The organism is Bacteroides thetaiotaomicron VPI-5482 (genome assembly GCF_000011065.1).
Lineage (GTDB): Bacteria > Bacteroidota > Bacteroidia > Bacteroidales > Bacteroidaceae > Bacteroides > Bacteroides thetaiotaomicron.
Genome location: NC_004663.1, coordinates 3,943,271 through 3,961,771 on the forward strand (window position 1 = coordinate 3,943,271; position 18,501 = coordinate 3,961,771).

The 18,501-nt window shown below is 42.2% G+C and carries 11 protein-coding genes; 3 read left to right on the forward strand and 8 right to left on the reverse strand.

The annotated features are described in order from the left end of the window. Nucleotides 1–18: 18 nt before the first annotated feature. From BT_RS15720 to BT_RS15755, 8 genes are all read right to left on the reverse strand, one after another. A complete protein-coding gene (locus tag BT_RS15720) occupies nt 19–1,719 on the reverse strand; it encodes a RagB/SusD family nutrient uptake outer membrane protein (RefSeq protein ID WP_008767367.1) in 1,701 nt (566 codons plus the stop codon). An 18-nt stretch (nt 1,720–1,737) separates the two neighbouring features. Continuing rightward, nucleotides 1,738–4,902 (reverse strand): SusC/RagA family TonB-linked outer membrane protein, encoded by a 3,165-nt coding sequence (locus BT_RS15725; protein WP_225011796.1) that lies wholly within the window; start codon nt 4,900–4,902, stop codon nt 1,738–1,740. Nucleotides 4,903–4,936: 34 nt separating this feature from the next. Continuing rightward, nucleotides 4,937–6,130, reverse strand: a complete 1,194-nt coding sequence (locus BT_RS15730; RefSeq protein ID WP_011108635.1) for a GLUG motif-containing protein — start codon at nt 6,128–6,130, stop codon at nt 4,937–4,939. 46 nt (nt 6,131–6,176) lie between these two features. Then, the gene (locus tag BT_RS15735; protein WP_011108636.1) at nt 6,177–7,208 is read right to left on the reverse strand and encodes a BACON domain-containing protein; all 1,032 of its coding nucleotides are present in this window, start codon (nt 7,206–7,208) and stop codon (nt 6,177–6,179) included. Between the two features lie 35 nt (nt 7,209–7,243). Next, nucleotides 7,244–8,896, reverse strand: a complete 1,653-nt coding sequence (locus BT_RS15740) for an arylsulfatase (protein ID WP_011108637.1) — start codon at nt 8,894–8,896, stop codon at nt 7,244–7,246. Nucleotides 8,897–8,905: 9 nt separating this feature from the next. Then, nucleotides 8,906–10,420: an arylsulfatase gene (locus BT_RS15745; RefSeq protein ID WP_225011800.1), complete on the reverse strand. Its 1,515-nt coding sequence runs from the start codon at nt 10,418–10,420 to the stop codon at nt 8,906–8,908. Between the two features lie 131 nt (nt 10,421–10,551). Then, entirely contained in the window at nt 10,552–11,541 is a 990-nt protein-coding gene (locus BT_RS15750) for a glycoside hydrolase family 43 protein (RefSeq protein ID WP_008767372.1), read from the reverse strand. A gap of 191 nt (nt 11,542–11,732) precedes the next feature. Then, nucleotides 11,733–13,259 (reverse strand): sulfatase-like hydrolase/transferase, encoded by a 1,527-nt coding sequence (locus tag BT_RS15755; protein ID WP_008767373.1) that lies wholly within the window; start codon nt 13,257–13,259, stop codon nt 11,733–11,735. Between the two features lie 385 nt (nt 13,260–13,644). Here BT_RS15755 and BT_RS15760 point away from each other — a divergent pair, with 385 nt between their 5' ends. From BT_RS15760 to BT_RS15770, 3 genes are read left to right on the forward strand one after another with little or no spacing between them, the layout of a single operon-like run. Beyond that, the gene (locus BT_RS15760; RefSeq protein ID WP_008767375.1) at nt 13,645–14,670 is read left to right on the forward strand and encodes a hypothetical protein; all 1,026 of its coding nucleotides are present in this window, start codon (nt 13,645–13,647) and stop codon (nt 14,668–14,670) included. Next, the gene (locus tag BT_RS15765) at nt 14,667–17,048 is read left to right on the forward strand and encodes a hypothetical protein (RefSeq protein ID WP_008767376.1); all 2,382 of its coding nucleotides are present in this window, start codon (nt 14,667–14,669) and stop codon (nt 17,046–17,048) included. Before BT_RS15760 ends, BT_RS15765 begins: the two co-directional genes overlap by 4 nt. A 23-nt stretch (nt 17,049–17,071) precedes the next feature. Then, nucleotides 17,072–18,478 carry an alpha/beta hydrolase family protein gene (locus tag BT_RS15770; RefSeq protein WP_011108638.1) on the forward strand — a complete coding sequence of 469 codons (1,407 nt, stop codon included), beginning with the start codon at nt 17,072–17,074 and terminating at the stop codon, nt 18,476–18,478. The last annotated feature ends 23 nt before the right edge of the window (nt 18,479–18,501 follow it).

Consider the following 18,501-nt stretch of genomic DNA (forward strand, 5'->3'; position numbering starts at 1 on the left):
TAATTTAAACATATATCTTTAGTATCCGGGATTTTGTTGTACTCCATCATTGCGAGAAACCTCTGCAAATGGTATCGGAAAATATTTCTTTCTTGCAGCCATAACTCCTTGCTTTTGTACATCCGCAGCCGGTCGTGATGGGATGAATGTATCCTTTATGTAGTCATACATCTGCGTGTTTTCATCATACTTCATACGAATAAGGTCGAACCAGCGTTTCTGTTCACCGGCAAATTCCAATCCCCGTTCCATGAATACCAGCCAGCGGAATTCTTGTTTGGTCAAGGTACGTCCGATATTATCGGGTCTGTCCGAACCTATATACTTCGGATAAGCACGTTCGGTTCCGTTCGCTTTGCGCGCACGTTCACGCACCATATCGATAGCCTGACAGGCTTCTGTGTACTTTCCAAGTTCGTTCAATGCTTCTGCTCTTATAAGATACATATCGGACAGACGCAGACGTGGCATATCGTTTTCATTGGTACGGTTATTGATACCTTGCGGATCAATAAATTTGCGGATATATCCCCAGTTCTCCTGTGAGTTTCCTCCGGCAGCAGGATATACGGTTACGATATTGCCCAATACTCCTGTATTATTGTTCTTTTGTTGAAAACGTCTCCAGAATGTAACCTCAATCCGGTAATCTTTAGAAATGAGTTTGGATTCATCAATGGATGCATCAACAGAGGGGTCACTGTATCCTAGATTACCCTGATCGTCCTGAAAATATTTGATAAACCATTTTTGTACCCTATGAGCTCCTGCTCCTTTTCCATAGGGATTTCCAGAAACCAATTTACCACCAACCTGCACACCTGCCGGATTAAATAAATGAGCAATATTAGAACCCAATGACTGATCTGCTAAAGCATCTTTGTCACGAAAGAAAGGTACTGAGAAGATATGTTCGGTTTGAGCTAATGACTCTTGCTCAATGTCCCATAAATTCTGATAATCATTGACAAACGTATATTGTTCGGAAGAAATCACCTCTTGGGCTTCTCTGGCTGCATCCTCCCATCTTCCGAGAGTCAAGTAGACTTCCGCCAAAAATGCATGAGCAGCTCCGTTAGTTACACGTCCGCTTGTGTACGCCGGATCTAAACGTTTCGGCAAACGGGGAGTATCATCATCGTTCAATCCGGCGGCATATTCAAAATCACTTATTATCTGTTCGTAAACTTTAGACGCGGGAGATTGTGGTACATATGCGTTTTCAATTCCGGTTACAGGCTCAATAACAATAGGAATACCATTAACACCACCATACAAGCGCATTAAGTCATAATGATAAAGTGCTCTCAGAAAGTAGGCTTCTGCAATGATCCGATTCTTATCATTTTCACTTTTGAAGGAAATAGAAGGAACACGTGCTATTACTTCATTAGCATTTTTAATGCCATTATATAGCTCTCCCCAAAAATTAACAACTGGAGCGGAACCAGCACTGTGTGTATTGTTGGAAACAGTGGCAGGTACAGCGTTTCCGGTAGAGAACATAGCGTCTTCATAGGTCGGAAGTATGATAGCCCAGTTTGTTTTATGATAAGCGAAAGCGTAAAGAGTGGAGTATACCCCGTTAATAGCCGCCAAGGCATGATCTTCCGTTTTGAAGAATCCGTCCTCTTTTTCTACACGGTCTACAATATCTACATCCAAACAGCTTGAAAGCAGCGCTGTTCCTATCAGTAAGGATAATATATATTTCTTCATATTTTCAGTATTTTGATGTTAAAAAGCTAGATTTATACCCATAGAATACGTACGGCTAGAAGGATAAGCAGCATAGTCAACATTAGGTGACATAGCGCCCGAAGTAATGCTGACTTCCGGATCGTAACCGCTATAATTAGTGATTGTAAAGACATTGGTAACGGTACCGAATACACGTACACTACGTAACCATCGTAGTTTTTTCAAGCTAAACTGGTAGGCGAGTGTCAGATTCTTCAGACGGAAAAATGAACCATCTTCAAGCAAGAAGGTAGAGAAACGCTTGTTAAAGTAAGAACTGCCTTGCGAACCGTTTACTGCCGGATAAAAGTTACTGGTTCCTTCGCCCTGCCATCTTCCTTCCCAAGCCTCAGCACGAATATTGTCGTTGGTATCTGTAAAAGAATCCAAGAAATAACGGTTCAAATTGGCGATATCACCTCCTACACGGCCCGTGAAAATCATGGATAATGTCAGGCCCTTCCAAGATAGCTCAGAATTAATACCATAATTGAATTTCGGTTCTGCCGTACCGATGATAGTCATATCGTCAGAAGTTATTTTTCCATCCGGCAGCCCGTCGGGTCCACTAATATCTTTGAATCTCAAAGAACCCGGAGTAGCTTGTGGAGTATCAAATGGAGCCAGTTTTGCTTCTGCTTCATTCTGATAAACACCATCCACTACGTAGCCATAGAAGCTGCCTACCGGATAACCGGCTTTAGTGATATGTATGCTTTGGCTGAATACACCGCCACCTGCAAGATAGGAGGTTCCCAGTAACTCATTGCCGCTGATATCGTCTACTTTATTACGGTTCAGGTATATGTTTCCTCCAAGAGTCCATTTTACGCGACCTGTCAGAATATCCGCACTGGCTTCCAGCTCAAATCCTTTATTGGTCATTTTTCCCATATTGTAAGGTATAGAACCGTATCCGGATGATAAAGGCAGTCCAAAATTCATCAGCATATCTTTGGTAGTACGTTGATATACATTCATGGTTACTCTAAAACGGTTGTCTATAAAACCTAAATCCAGTCCGGCATTGTAGGTAGCAGTACTTTCCCAACCTAAATTAGGATTAGCCAGCTTCCCGTTGACCATACCGTGAGTCACTGCACCTCCGGAATAAGAGCGGACATGGTTCATAATGGCGAGCGGAGCAGCATAAGCAATGCTTTGGTTACCTGTAACACCATAGCTCAAACGTAGCTTAATATTAGAGATAGCAGGTATGTCTTTCATGAACTTCTCTTGATTAATGCGCCAGGCTACTGCAAATGATGGAAAGAAACTCCACCTGTTTCCACTTGCCAACAAAGAAGAACCGTCGTAGCGTCCGGTTGCCGTGAAAATATAACGGTCATACAGGGTGTAGTTCATACGTCCTAAGAAAGAGGAAAGTTTAGTTTGAATGACTGAACTGGATTTGTCCATCGTATTCGTTCCTTCTCCGATAGCGTAGTACAACAAGTCATTGCCTGCAAAATCACCTACCTGAATTGCCAGTGTCTTTCTCTGACGGTCTTCATGCGTATATCCCAAGACAGCATTGATGTGATGATGCTTCTTAAATTTACGATCATAATTAACCGTCGTTTCCAATACAATATTCTGGCGATTGTCTTCTCCACGAAATGCCATACCATGGGCACTGTTTCCAGCATTGGTACCTATTGGATAATAAGTAGAACGCGAACCGTCTGTGCGGTTGAAGCTACCGGCACCTTTCCAGGAAAGCCCTTTACCAAAGTTATATGTCAAAGATGCATTCAGTATGAAGAACCGTTGTTGAAGAATGTCTTTTAGTTCGGTCGCCATAATATAAGGATTGTCTGCCGGAACATATTCCACATTTTCATCTTCATAAATTTGATCTCCAGGCATTAATGTCGGTTTGGTAGTCAAAATACGCCGTACCATTTGGTTCATACTTGAAGATTGAGAGTGCGACGTTTGCTTCTGCTCAGTCTGTGAATAACTTGTGTTCAGTTGCAAAACTAAACGCTTGGCAAGCTCAGATTTAAGATTCAGACGGAAAGAATAACGTTCGAGTCCAGTATTCATAATAATACCTTCTTGATCGGTGTAGCCGGCAGTAATATTATATTGAGTCATCTTGTTACCACCATTGACAGCCAACTGGTGGTCCTGAGATACTGCCGTCTGGTACATTAAGTCCTGCCAGTCAGTTGAATAAATCTTATATCTTTCCAAGGCATCATCTGTATGTCTGGGGACTTTTGTACTTGGAATGACGTTTCCTTGCATATCGTAGCCGTTAGAGGTTCGATCCAATTCATTCTCAAAAAGCGCATAGTCATGAGCATTCAGTAAATTATAGCGTTTGGAAATGTTGGAAATATCTACACGGGCATTGTAATTCACATTGACTTTTCCTTCTTTTCCCTGTTTGGTTGTGATCAGAATAACTCCGTTCGTAGCACGTGAACCATAAATAGCCGTTGCGGAAGCATCTTTCAGAACCTGGATAGATTCAATATCATTGGGATTGATGGAAGCTAGCGGATTCATCGCCGGCTGTTGGCTCAACTCACTGGTGCCACCATTTACACTTGCTGTTGCAGCCTCTATCGGGAAACCGTCGACTACATAAAGCGGGTCTGTATTGCCTGACAGTGTAGAGACACCACGTATTTGAATATTCATGCCCGCTCCGGGTGCACCACTGTTAGCTGCGATACTGACGCCCGCTATACGTCCCTGCAAAAACTGGTCGGCACTTGTGATAGGCATAATCTCAGCTTCATTCTTCATACTGACAGCACTTACCGAACCGGAAAGGTCGGATTTACGAACAGTTCCATAGCCGATGACCACCACCTCGTCCAAATTGCGTGATGCTTCCTGCATTGTAATCGTCATCTTCCCTTTTAACTGTACCGGAACAGTTATAGTAGTAAATCCGATATACGATATCTGTAACTGGGCCTTGGGATTTTTTACTTCCAGCGAGAAGTTACCGTCAATGTCTGTAATGGTTCCGTTGTTAGCACCCTTCACTTGGATTGTAGCTCCAATGATAGGAGACTTTCCTTCATCAACTACCACACCGGAAATTTTATGAGACTGTGCTGATACGGTTGATATATATCCTAAAAAGCATATTAGTAGGACTAAGTATCTATCCGTCAACTTAAATCGAATCTTCTGTTTCATAATATTATATTCGTTATTCATTGATTGTTAAACCTTATTTTAATAAGCCCTGTAATGTCGGGTATTCACTTCCCATTTCCCAAACCGTACTGAAATTCCAGTTTGTGAATGAAGATGTGTTCTTCATTTCACTTGCAGACAGGTTCTTATAACTGGAAGAACCACCTGATATGTATGAGTCACTTCCGCTACTCTGTGACTTTCCGTCTTCGTTCAAAGAGAAACAGCTTTTCATTGTTATTTGAGAAATCTTGCCATCAGTACGATGGAACAGTCCGTTTCCGAAAGAAGCCCCGTTCGCAGTTGTCATGTCTCCTACGTTATGACAGTTTTCGATTGTCATGCCACCTCCTGCTGCTATAGTACATGTCGCTACAATTCCTGCGGCATTGCTGTTGCCATTGGTAGCTGTACCTGTGCTCTTTATCGCACCTGTATTGTAGCAATCTCTGACTATAGCATTGGTTCCACCCATACGTGCGATGATACCACTTGCCGAGCCCATCGCAGTGATAGAACCAGTATTGTAAGACTGGGATATTTCGGTATCAATAGTTGCACGACCGACAATTCCTCCTACTTGATTGTTAGCCTGAGTTCCAGAAATTTCTCCTGAATTTGCACAACCAGTCACTTTGATCAGGTCATTTCCTGCTGCTCCCGCTATTGAACCGACCACACCTCCAACCGGTGATTTGCTGCTGCAAACTACATTCGCTTTATTGGTACAATATGCAACGGCAGGAGCATTGTTAGCATCACGCATTATGATTCCTACAACCCCACCGACACAACCGGCTGTCCCTTCAATAGCCGCTGTATTAGAGCAATAGGAAACTTCGCCTTTCTCGGTGAGATAACCGACAATTCCTCCGAGATAGATTTCAGCATCCGTAGTTGCAGCCGTACTGATGCTTCCCTCATTACCTGTTGTGTGGCAAGAGATAATTTTACCAGAACAGTTACCGGCAATCGCACCAACTTTGGCTTTGGCCTTGATAACAACATTCTCGATACATACATTACGTACGATACCTTCTGCACCGATAGAAGCGAACAAACCGCAATTAGTATTGGAACTTTTATTCAGCGTCCAGTTCTTTATCTTATATTGTTCGGAAGAACGTCCTGTACCGGTATCGATAATATCTCCCTTAGTTGCTTCGTATACTCCGGTGAAATTACCGTTATAAGTGTTATTGACCAGTTCTGTACTGATAGGTGCCATATCTATGCCTGTAAGGTCAATATCTACAGTCTGTTTGTAGTTCTTATCAAGATACTTGCTGAACGTTCCTCAAATGACGGGGCTTCGTGATAATATATTCAGATCCTTTTTCTCCGTCTCCACTGGTCTCGTCAAACAGATTGTGTGCCTCTATAATTTCACTTCCCATCTGAGCTACAGTTCCTCCGCCAATGTTTGCGTAAGAGAATAACTGAATAGAAACCATTCCTACATATCCTTTCCAGTCAATAACATCCAGATTGTAAGATGCCGTTCCCGAAGGAATATCGATTGTGTTTTCGTTCTGGTCTGCAATGACTTTCAGCTTATAGCCGTCCACACCGGTAATTTCATTCCATGAAAGCAGGAAATCGTTGTGATCATCCAAAGTAATGACAGGAGCTTCCAGTTTGTCGGCCTGAATGACAGGAATACTCAGACTCTTGTCGGCAGCTGTAAAAACCAAACTGGCTTTACGTACCACTTCTGTCGTATTACTCTCGGTAGTGACTTTCAAAGTGGCTGTTCCTTTTCCTGTAACAGGAGTTACTGTACACCATTTAACCGGAGTATGGGTCGGTTCATCCACTACTTCGACATTCCATTCTACCGCATTGGTTTGTAGAGTAATATCCTTTTCACCTCCTCCAATGTTATATTGCAGTTCTTTAGAGTCCGCAGCCAAAGAAGTTTCGCTGGCTTCTTGCTCCACAGTTACTATCTTTATCTCCTGCGATTCATTGATAAGAAAAGTCAGTTCTGCCGTACGAGGTTCATTCCATGGATTCTCAGAATACGAAACAGGCACTTGGGAATATTTGAACCCTTCTGTTTCTGATACGCTGCACCATGCTTGTGAACTACTTAACGTCCATTTATCATCAGATATCACTTTCAATATATAGGTTCCCTCTGGTCCCGGTACTTGTAGAGGGGACTGAGTGAGCTCGTTTAAGGTCAAATAAGTTTCAGCGACCTTTGCATCCGGTTCGGGATATACAATATCTTCTTGTTGACACCCCGCGAAACATACAGCAGTCAGCATGATGACGGCTAGTTTACGATACTTATTTTTCATATGTTATAAATTAAAGATTATAATTCCGATACTTCTTATTTGAGATATTCTTCTACAGGAGTATACCATTTGCCAACCTTGAATTCGATCTCACTTTCTACTCCGATATGATCTGCCATTTTTTGGTAATCATGAATCATTCGGTTCAGTATTTCAGGCTCCCTATCTGCGAGATTCCGCATTTCAGTAGGATCATTCTTCAAGTTGTATAGCCTCCATTTCGGCTCTTTATATTCCTGCACTATTTTCCATTCTCCGTCACGCAGCATTTTGTTGCCTTCGTGTTCCACAATGGTCGGTTTGGTTTGCTTTACCGGTTCTCCCTTTAATAAAGGCAGTAAGGATATACCTTCCATTGGAGGTACTTTATGGCCGCCACGCGAAGAGGGATAAGTAGCGCCTGTAAGTTTCACCAAAGTAGGCATGATATCTACTATATGTCCGTAATTGTCTTTTTGAATAGTGCCGTTCAGACTTTTATCAATTCCATTCGGATAGGAAACAATAAACGGTGTGTTGCAACCTCCTTCATGACCGTGATGTTTGTACAAGAAGAATGGTGCATTAGCAACGTCTGCCCAGGCAGCACCCAGAAAAACTGTACTCCCCGCTGAACCGGGATTCTTTCCAGCAAAGCGTCCTTCTATGCCCGGTTCTCCATTTCCACCATTGTCCGAAAGGAGGATAATCAGGGTATTATCCAGCACACCTTTTTCTTTTAAATGTTCTACCACACGCCCGATACTCCGATCTACTTCCTCAATAACAGCTGCATAAATAGCCATCTGCATGTCATAGCGCTCCTTTTCTTCCTGAGTCAGTGAATCCCATTCCGGAACCTTGGGATTACGAGGTGTTAACTGGTCAGGACGCTCGAATAACCCTAATTCTAATTGCTTTTTGAATCGTGCATTACGCACATCTTCCCATCCCTTCATATATTTTCCCTTATATTTATTGATGGTTTCTACAGGAGCCTGCAAGGGAAAATGTGCAGCATTATGTGCCAGATACCAAAAGAAGGGCTGTTTTTCTTCAATAGCTTCATCAATAAACTTTAATCCAAAATCTGTCCACAAATGAGTAGAATACCAATTTTCAGGTAAACGATCATCATCGAATCCAATTTCTTCATCATTCAAATAAAGATTTCGTTGGTTGGTTCTTTCTTTTTTATTCTTCTTCAATGATTTGTCAGAAGAAAAATAATAGCCGCCAAACGGAGCGTTCAGTGAACGGTCAAATCCTCTGCTTATTGGAGTAACACCTTGAAAATATCCTAAATGCCATTTACCTGTCATGACATTAAAATATCCAGCTGTTTTCAATGCTTCAGGCAAGAAAACATTATTCTCATTTGGATATCCCTGATATGCCGGATAACCCGGAACTTTCCCTAAAGCACCATTCCCAACTTGATGAGGATATAAACCAGTAATCAACGAAGCCCTGGTTGGCGCACTCCGAGCCTGGTTATAAAAATGACGTAGTCTAATACCATTTTCAGCAAGCCGATCTATATTAGGAGTATTTATTTCCGAACCATAACATCCGAAATCGGAATATCCGACATCATCCAATAATATAAGGACAATATTAGGTTTTGATACATTCTGCTGGGCCAATACAGGACAAGCACCTATTGACGCACCAAGGGTCAACATAAAAGTATAATCTATTCTTTTCATGGCTATATATTATTTTTTATTATTAGGAAATGGAATTAAAACTTTTGTCTCAGCTGCCCATACGGCCCATTTGTCCGATAACTGTTTAAGGATATCCGGATGAACGGCTGACAAATCACAAGCCTCCACGCGGTCTTTCCCGATATCATATAATTCCCAAACTTTTCCTTCCTGATCCCATACCGCTTTCCAGTTTTTCCAACGGACAGCTCTATTACCCTGATGTTCCCAATACATATATTCATGAATGGAAGAAACTTTTCCTTTTATAGCCGGCATAAGATCAGTGCCCACTAAAGGATGTATCTTATTACCATTGTGAAAGGTAGAAGGATATGTGGCACCAGTTACATTCAGTATGGTCGGCATGATATCCGGAAGATATCCGGGAACGTGGCACCATGTATTTTCAAAACCTTTCAAACGATTTTTCCATGTAATTATCAACGGAGTAGATATTCCCCCTTCGTATGCACGTTGTTTGTACTTTCTGAATGGAGTATTTGAGGTCTGAGCCCAAGCTTTGCCATACGAAGGATGGCCGCTTACCGCCGGATTATTGATATCTTTTTGCTTGCCACCACCAAGTTCATTATGCGGTTCGGCACATGCCCCGTTATCAGACATGAAAAAGATCAAAGTATTATCCAACTTTCCACTCTTTTTCAGGCTCTCAATCAGTTTTCCTATGTTATAATCCATACAATGCACTTGTGCAGCATAAACAGCCATTCTATAAGCTGTATGATCTTTTTCTGCTTCAGAGAGCTCTTCCCACTGACGATTCTCCCATTCAGCAAAACCGATCTCTGAGTCGATTATTCCTAAATCGGCCATACGTTTATGGCGTTCTTTACGAATCTGGTCCCAGCCTTTCGTACGATACAGTTCATAATATTTCTCTATATCTGCTTCTTTAGCTTGTAAAGGCCAATGCGGAGCATTATATGCTAAATATAAGAAAAAGGGAGTATTATCTTTTTGTTCATTTATAAAATTAACGGCATAGTCTGTAAACGCATCGGTAGTATAATAAGGTGCCTCGGGTGCAGGTAACTTTTCGTTGTCTAGGACCAATCCTCTTTCACCTTCTGGCCTCAGATAACTGCAAGCCCCTGCCAATATACCATAAAAACGTTCAAAACCACGCTGCAAAGGCCATTTTTCCATGCCATGCATCCCTAAATGCCATTTGCCCGTCATATAGGTATGGTAACCTGAACTTTTAAGAACTTCGGCAATAGTCACACAATTACGGTTCAAAGCCCCCCTATATTCAGCAACACCCCAGTCTTTCGGATCTTTATCGACATTTTTAAAAGGATCTTCTGACATCCATCCTATCCCAGCTTGATGTTGATACAAACCAGTCATAAGACTTGCCCGGGTTGGGCAGGAACGAGAAGTATTATAAAATTGAGTCAGCCGGATTCCCTGTAACGCCAAACTATCAATATGCGGGGTTTCTATCTCGCTACCATAACATCCGATATCGGAATAACCCATATCATCTGCCAATATCATAACTATGTTCGGACGCTCTTGTCCCGAGAGATTTCCAAACTGTAAAAAGGATAAAGCAACTATGCCTCCTATTCTTTTTCGAGATATAAAATTACCATCCATCATAATACATATTGTTTTATATACTTCTATTATTTCCACATTGGCTTGATAACATTTTCTTTATCAATCGTTATACTATATACGTCATTTTCCTTTTTTAAGATTAACGGAACAATGCGTGTCTTACGCGGCTGCACAATTGAATCTGAATGATGAACATGATATACATAGTAATATCTTCCGTCCAAACCTTTAAACAAATCCCCATGTCCGGAGCCGTTTTCGTGGACGATGCTTCGGTGAATAATAGGATTGTTTGCATGCTTCTTCCACGGACCGTAAGGAGACGTAGACGTAGCATATCCCACAGCATAATCTATATTCTTGAAATGATTGGCAGAATAGAACAAATAATATAAATCATCGAGTTTGACAACAGTAGGACCTTCCATTACTGGTGCCGATTTATAATTAGGCGTTCTTTCCCATGCCTCCGTATTATCGAAACACTTTTTCAGAGTTTCGGGCTTAATACAGCCTTTCTGCAAGTCAAATTCAGCTACCCACAGATAATTTCCTTTGTTGAAACGTACATGATACAAGTAGTACTTTCCATCTGAATCTTTGAATAAAAATGAATCGATATTTTTGGCCGTCTCGTCAATAGGACGTATGGAGTCTTGTCTGAATGGACCATATACAGAGTTGGAGGATGCCAGTGCAGTATGTTCATTAGCCGTATATGTCAGATAATACCTATTTCCTTCCTTAAATAATTGCGGAGCCCAGAATCCTCTTTCACCATAAGCGGAATCTCCCTTGCGTAGTATCAACTGAAGAGTATCTCCATTAGCAGTCTTCCATTCCTTCAAATCTGTAGATTCGAATATAGCAAATCCATTAGGTTCTCTATTGCGCGTACCTGTGAGATAATACTTGCCATTTTCTACAAATATAGTCGGATCTGCAAAGGTAATTTCATTCAATTTATCGTCTGTTTTTTCTTCTTTTGCAGTCTTGCAACATACACAAGCTAAAATGGTGAATGTCGCCAATAAAAATTGGATGAGTGTTTTCATATGATTCTAAAAAGTTAAACGTTATTTATGTATGATTGTGATGCAGCAAAAGTAAAAGAAAAAAGGTGTAGACGATAGAAAATATGTTTTATTATGAGCACACATGTTCAGAAACTATCCTTCTACACCAATTCCTGCAAAACAATCTAATACCTAATCAATCAAATGCTTTCCAGAAGGGGTTATCGGGCTTATTTTAATGGTTCTTCTTCCACCTCACTACGATAAAATCCATCTGTTTGCACAAAAAATTCCTGCTTTAACCGCTCAAGCAGTTCCGGATGTCTGCCAGCTACATTAGATTTCTGTCCCTTGTCTGATTTTACATCAAACAGACTGAATTCATCCAAGTTCCCCAATTCATTTCCGGTCAGGTTTCTTTGCGAACCTTTATAAGGTGGCATCATAATCCAGTCACCACTGCGGTAACCCAGTCTGCCTTGAGCTTCAATAATCAAATTTTCACGAGCTTTCAGTTCTGTTCCCATGAATGCATTTAAATAGTTGCGACTATCCAGTCCATCCGGCAGAGTGGCTCCCACCATGCTTCCTAAAGACGCCAACAAGTCCATCTGGCAGACTAGTGCATCCGATTTTACAGGCTGAATCTTTCCTTTCCAATAAACGAATAAAGGAATATGTGTACCTCCATCGAACAAACTATATTTACCACCACGTAATCCTCCGGCAGGAGCGTGCTTGCCAGCCAGTTCGGGAGCACCATCTTTATATCCATCATTCAAAACCGGACCATTGTCACTTGAAAAAATAATCAGAGTCTTTTCCAGAAGTCCTTCTTTCTTCAAATAAGTTAGTAATTCACCCACACACCAGTCTGCTTCCACAATTGCATCTCCACGAGGTCCCATAGTCGTTTTCCCAACAAAACGTTGATGAGGCGCGCGTGGCACATGAGGTTCATGCAAACCATAATAAAGAAAGAATGAAGAGTCTCTGTGTTCAGTAATAAAGTTCTTTACCTTGTCTACAAAATAATCAGCCATATCTTCGTCTTTCCAACGGGCTTTCTTCCCACCTTTCATATAACCGATACGGGGTATTCCATTTACAATCGAATTATTATGTCCGTGCGCCCATTGCATTTTCAGCATTTCGGGATTGGATATAGCAGTCGGCTCCCCCTCAAAGTTCTGTTCATAACTCACCTCAATAGGATCTGACGGATCACGACCTACCACATCTCCATTTTCTACATAAACAGTCGGAACGCGGTCATTTGTTGCCGCAATCAGACAAGAGTAATCAAAGCCAATCTCTTTTGCTCCCGGCTTGACTGTCTCATTCCAATTGACATTTCCATTTCCCATGCCCAAATGCCATTTTCCGATAGCTCCGGTCACATAACCACACTCTCGCATCATCTTTGGTAAAGTGTATTGGCTCTCGTTGATAATAAGAGGAGCATCACCCGGAAGGATTTTTGCATCTTTATTCTTCCATGGATACATTCCGGTCATTAGGGCATAACGACTGGGGGTAGAAGTAGCCGAAGTAGCATATCCATTTGTGAAACAAACTCCCCCACGGGCAAGACTGTCAATATTCGGTGTATGAATAGTAGTTGAACCATAAGCACTGACATCACCGAACCCCAGATCATCAGCAAGAATGACAATCACATTCGGCTTTTCTTCTACCTGCTGTGAAGTGCAACCTGCTAAAGATAACGCAGGAACAAGATAGATTATTTTTTTCATAATATTATATAGTTTATAATGATGCAAATTTAGTCAGTGCTTATTTATTTAAATAGAACATATGTTTAATAATAGGGAGTAATGTCCATCCATATCTATAAATGCACTATCTTAATATACAAACCTAACTTCACATCACCCCAATTTAACTCCCTTACGCTATTTGAAGTACCCCATATATCAAAGACCAAATTAAAAAATTGGAGGGTGACTGTTTTACAACCACCATCCTTTGCTGGTTATTGTTCTAAGTTAGTAATTTTATTCACTTTTACTTTTGCGTTTCAATTGTAAAAGCATCTTTTTTTCATAACTTTGTCCTCTGTATCCTTATTGTCTTTTTCTGTCGGAATATAACTTAATGATCCGGGATACTTCATAACATATGCAGATTCGACTACTACAACTAGCTGTTTTACTCATTTGCCTGTCCGGATGCATCGATAGACATACGAATACTCCCGCATTTTATGTCTGGAAAAGCAAATTGAGTGCAGAAGACGCGGATACTGCTTATCTGAATACACTCGGAGTCCAAAAGATATATGCCCGTATGTTCGATGTAGACAATAAAGGAAATGGGGCATTCCCTACGGCAGACTATTCGCCTTCTTCCGGCAATCCCGACTTTCAGCAAGAGGTAGTCCCCGTTATATTTATCACCAACCAAACCATCCTGCAATGTCCTGCCGCAGATATAGAAAAGCTTGCCCGCAATTGCGCCGACCGGATAGATACCGTTTACCGTTCGCATTTCAACAAGCTCCCAAATGAATATCAGTTCGACTGCGACTGGACGGTAAAGACAAAAGAAAACTACTTCAACTTCCTGAAACACATCCGGAAACTAAGGAAAGGAGCCCTGGTAAGTTGCACCATCCGCCTTCATCAAATCAAGTTCAAGGACAAAACCGGAATACCTCCTGTGGACAAGGGAACGCTGATGTATTACGCTTCATCGGAACCTACGGACTTCGAAAACAAAAACACCATATTAAACAATAAAGACGCTGCTTCATATATCAAAGACGTCGGCTCCTATCCGCTGCATCTGGACATCGCCCTGCCGCTCTACAGTTGGGGAATAGTGAGAAATCCGTTCGGACAGATTAAACTGATTAACGGAATCCGCCAAGCTACTATCGGCGCACATCCCGAATATTATAAACAAACGAAAGAAGGTGTCTACAACATACTCCAATCGCACTATCTGGGCGGAGTATGGGTGAACAAAGACTACGAACTCAAAGTAGAAGAGGTCAGCCCGGAAACCTTGCTCGAAGCGGCCCAACTCCTACAAAGGAAACTACGAAAAGAGAACAGGGAAATCATCTTCTACCATCTGGACAAAGAGATTCTCAAACAATATTCCACACAACAATTAACTAACATCATAAACGCTTTCTCATGAAATACCTGAAACGTTCTATCCTCACACTCGCCATAGCGGTGATTCCCTTCCACTCCTACGTCAACGGATGCGGAGGCGATTACTACGATTATATGAACTACTATAATCTTTTCGACCAACTTCTTTTAGAGAACAAAGGTCTGCAACCTTTCCTCCTGACCACAGACTACGCATTCTATGGAGAAGACACGAATCCGGACGCCGAACAGCAGCCCGACGAGAACCTGAATGCGTGGATGACATTCTTCAAGAAAAACAACACCCTGCAAGAGATGGATACAGCACAGTTCAAAACATTGCTCTATTCCGCTTCTTACCAGTCGTTAAAGCAACCTTCTTCCCCATACGTCATCGCCCTGAACAAGACAGACGCAGGAAAGCAGACCCTCACTTACCTACAATATGCAAAGGAACTGGAACCCTACGCGCAACTATCAGAAAACGATGGCTGGTGGGACATGAAACGTGCCGCCTCCCCTTCGGAAGAGACGTACGCCCACTACAAAAACAAAGGGCTGGAACTCTACCAGCACTGCCCATATCATGAACTAAAATTAAGATACGGCTACCAGCTCGTACGCTTGGCGCACTATATGCGCAACAAGAACAATGAAGCCATCCGAATGTATAACCTATACGTGAAACCTCTCAAACAGGAACATTATATCTACTACGCCGCCCTTGAACAAACAGCCGGCGCCCTCTACAACATAGGCAAACTGGCAAATGCCAACTACCTCTACTCCCGTGTGTTCGACCATTCGGACAACAGAAAGAAAATAGCCTATTCCAGTTTCAGAATCCAAAGCGAAGTAGACTGGAACGAAGCGATGACCTGGTGTAAAGACAATCGGGAGAAAGCGGCCATGTACGCGCTCCGAGGGTATAATACCTTCTCCAACGAACTGGAAGAGGTGGAAAATATTCTCGAAATATATCCCGAATCCCCCTATATCAAGCTGCTCGCCATCCGTTATATCAACAAGATGGAAAGGAATGTGCTGACCCGCTACAATCATTCGAATGCCACAGATGACACAAGCTCATTCATGCAGCCTTCCGGAAAAGTACTTGCAGAGTATGAACGCGGACAGAAGGTTATCAAAGCAGTGATGAATCACCCCAAAGTGAGCGACAAAGACTTTTGGGCTCTCTACCTGGCACACCTGTCGTTCCTCTGCAAAGACTACCAACAAGCATCCGCACTCATCGACTCCGTCCGAACCACGAAACCCGAATTGCTGAAACAAAAAAGCCGTACACAATTCAGCCTCTATCTGGCACAACTGAAGTTTATCGGTACAGACGAAGAAAAAACGATCCGCCAATACCTGCAAACGAGTAATGCCGATGAAGATTTCATCAACGAAATTGTCGGTCATCTCTATAAGATGCAGAAGGACTACGGCAAAGCATTCCTTACTCACAACCGTATAGAGGACTTACGCCAGAATCCGGATCCGAATATTATCAACTCACTCATGAGTAATGCTGAGAAAGAAAATGACCAAGCACTGTTAACCCAGCTTTACGAATTGGAAGGAACTTACTTCCTGCGCATGAATAACTTTGAAGAAGCTGCGAAATGGTTTGCCAAAGTTCCGCCATCTTACAGTATCACTCACTATGATTACGATTATGAAACAGAGAAATATATTCCTGTAGAAATCCTGCCGAACGAGTTCAACGGCTATTCAAAAATCTCCCCATTGATATTCAGTAATGGATTCAAGAGACTGTTTAGTGTACCTGCCGATTCGCAGCTGACAGATACGATGTACGAACAGTATCCCTATCTGAACCAAGAACACGATAAGGCTACATTGACCGCTGCCCTGATGCAACTGGAAAAAGAAAGCCAGATGATGACGGAAGAAAGCGCACGAGCTGCCTATATGCTGGCCAACTATTATTATAACATATCCCCTACCGGTTACTACAGGAATATTCCCACGTACTTCAGAGATAATTCCTACTGTTGGTCTGCGTATGGATCATACGGCTCGGCAGTTTCAAACCGTATTCCCGATTACAGCAAAGAGTACAATTACAGGGACTTCACCCAAGAATACATGACTATCAACAACATGGAGAACGCCCTTGCCCTCTACGAACAGGCTGCCACTTACTTTACCGATCGTGAATGGAAAGCACGCGCATTGTTTATGGCATCCTCCTGTACAATGGACCTTTATGCCCAAAACTGGTGGGATAACTGGAACAACATCCTCGACCCTGATTTTAAACGGTCGGATGAAGAAAAGAAGGTGGACAGCTATTTCTACCAACTGGCAAAATCCTATTCCGACACGCAGTTCTTCAAGCAAGCTGTGCACGAATGCAAATATTTTGACTACTACGTAAAGAATGAATTCTAATTCTCCCAACCATTATTTATAATATGAGAACAACAACATTTAAAACTAAGATTGCAGCTGTCGCTATGTTACTGACAGGACTGACATTATCTTCTTCCTTGCTTGCACAAGACATTTCGGGCACTTGGCATGGTAAACTCTCCCTTCCTGCCGGCTCGTTAACCATTGTATTCCATATCAAGCATACGGAACAGGGAACTTATGTGGCAACTCTTGACAGCCCCGATCAGGGAACCAAAGATATAAAAACAGAAACAACTTCTTTTCAAGACTCTACACTGACTGTTCAGATACCGATTATCCATGCCTCTTATAAAGGGAAACTGAATGCGGACCAAACCATTACCGGCACATTCACACAAGGAATGCCCCTCCCATTGAATCTGACGAAAGGAGAGTTTAGCGGACCTAAACGCCCGCAGGAGCCTCAGCCACCTTTTCCTTATAAGGTCGAGGAAGTCAGCGTAAAGAATACGCAGGACGGAATCACTCTGGCAGGCACATTAACCCTTCCGGAGAAAGGGAGTAAATTTCCGGCTGTAGTATTGGTTACAGGAAGTGGTGCTCAAAACAGAGATGAAGAAATCATGGGGCATAAACCTTTTCTTGTTATCGCCGATTATCTGACACGTAACGGAATTGCCGTACTAAGATGCGATGACCGTGGCACAGCTGCTTCACAAGGAGATTATGCAAGTGCTACCAATGAAGATTTTGCAAAAGATACGGAAGCAGCGCTGAACTATCTACGCAGCAGAAAAGAAATTAATACCCGGAAAATCGGCATTATCGGACATAGCTGCGGTGGAACAATCGCATTTGATATTGCCGCCAAAGACCCCAACATCTCATTTATCATATCATTGGCAGGAGCTGCCGTGCGAGGTGACAGCTTGATGCTTAAACAAGTGGAATTGATTTCCAAGTCGCAAGGGATGCCCGATCCGGTGTGGCAGACAATGAAACCATCCGTTCGCCACAGATACTCTTTATTACAGCAAACGGCCAAGTCGTCGGATGAAATCAGAAAAGAGGTGTACGCTGATGTTACCAGAACCATGTCTGCCGAACAGTTGAAAAACCTGAATACCGTACAACAACTATCTGCCCAAATAAACTCCATGACCTCGCCGTGGTATCTCCACTTTATGAGATACGATCCGACTGCAAGTCTGAAAAAAATAAAGTGTCCGGTCCTCGCATTAAACGGAGAAAAAGACATTCAAGTAGATGCCGATATGAATCTGACTGCTATCAAGCAGCACATCAGCGAGAACGGAAACAAGAATGTAACAATCAAAGCCTATCCAAAACTGAACCACCTGTTTCAGACTTGTGAGAAAGGAACTTTAGCCGAATACGGACAATTGGAAGAGACGATAAATCCGGAAGTCCTGAAAGACATGACTGAGTGGATAAAAAAGCAATAAATTGATTTAAATCAAAATCATTC

What these genes read in the sequence shown, in the direction of transcription:
- BT_RS15720 (WP_008767367.1), bottom strand. Translation starts at nt 1,719, where the DNA reads ATGAAGAAATATATATTATCCTTACTGATAGGAACAGCGCTGCTTTCA.
- BT_RS15725 (WP_225011796.1), bottom strand. Translation starts at nt 4,902, where the DNA reads ATGAAACAGAAGATTCGATTTAAGTTGACGGATAGATACTTAGTCCTA.
- BT_RS15730 (WP_011108635.1), bottom strand. Translation starts at nt 6,130, where the DNA reads ATGGCACCTATCAGTACAGAACTGGTCAATAACACTTATAACGGTAAT.
- BT_RS15735 (WP_011108636.1), bottom strand. Translation starts at nt 7,208, where the DNA reads ATGAAAAATAAGTATCGTAAACTAGCCGTCATCATGCTGACTGCTGTA.
- BT_RS15740 (WP_011108637.1), bottom strand. Translation starts at nt 8,896, where the DNA reads ATGAAAAGAATAGATTATACTTTTATGTTGACCCTTGGTGCGTCAATA.
- BT_RS15745 (WP_225011800.1), bottom strand. Translation starts at nt 10,420, where the DNA reads ATGATATTGGCAGATGATATGGGTTATTCCGATATCGGATGTTATGGT.
- BT_RS15750 (WP_008767372.1), bottom strand. Translation starts at nt 11,541, where the DNA reads ATGAAAACACTCATCCAATTTTTATTGGCGACATTCACCATTTTAGCT.
- BT_RS15755 (WP_008767373.1), bottom strand. Translation starts at nt 13,259, where the DNA reads ATGAAAAAAATAATCTATCTTGTTCCTGCGTTATCTTTAGCAGGTTGC.
- BT_RS15760 (WP_008767375.1), top strand. Translation starts at nt 13,645, where the DNA reads ATGCAGATTCGACTACTACAACTAGCTGTTTTACTCATTTGCCTGTCC.
- BT_RS15765 (WP_008767376.1), top strand. Translation starts at nt 14,667, where the DNA reads ATGAAATACCTGAAACGTTCTATCCTCACACTCGCCATAGCGGTGATT.
- BT_RS15770 (WP_011108638.1), top strand. Translation starts at nt 17,072, where the DNA reads ATGAGAACAACAACATTTAAAACTAAGATTGCAGCTGTCGCTATGTTA.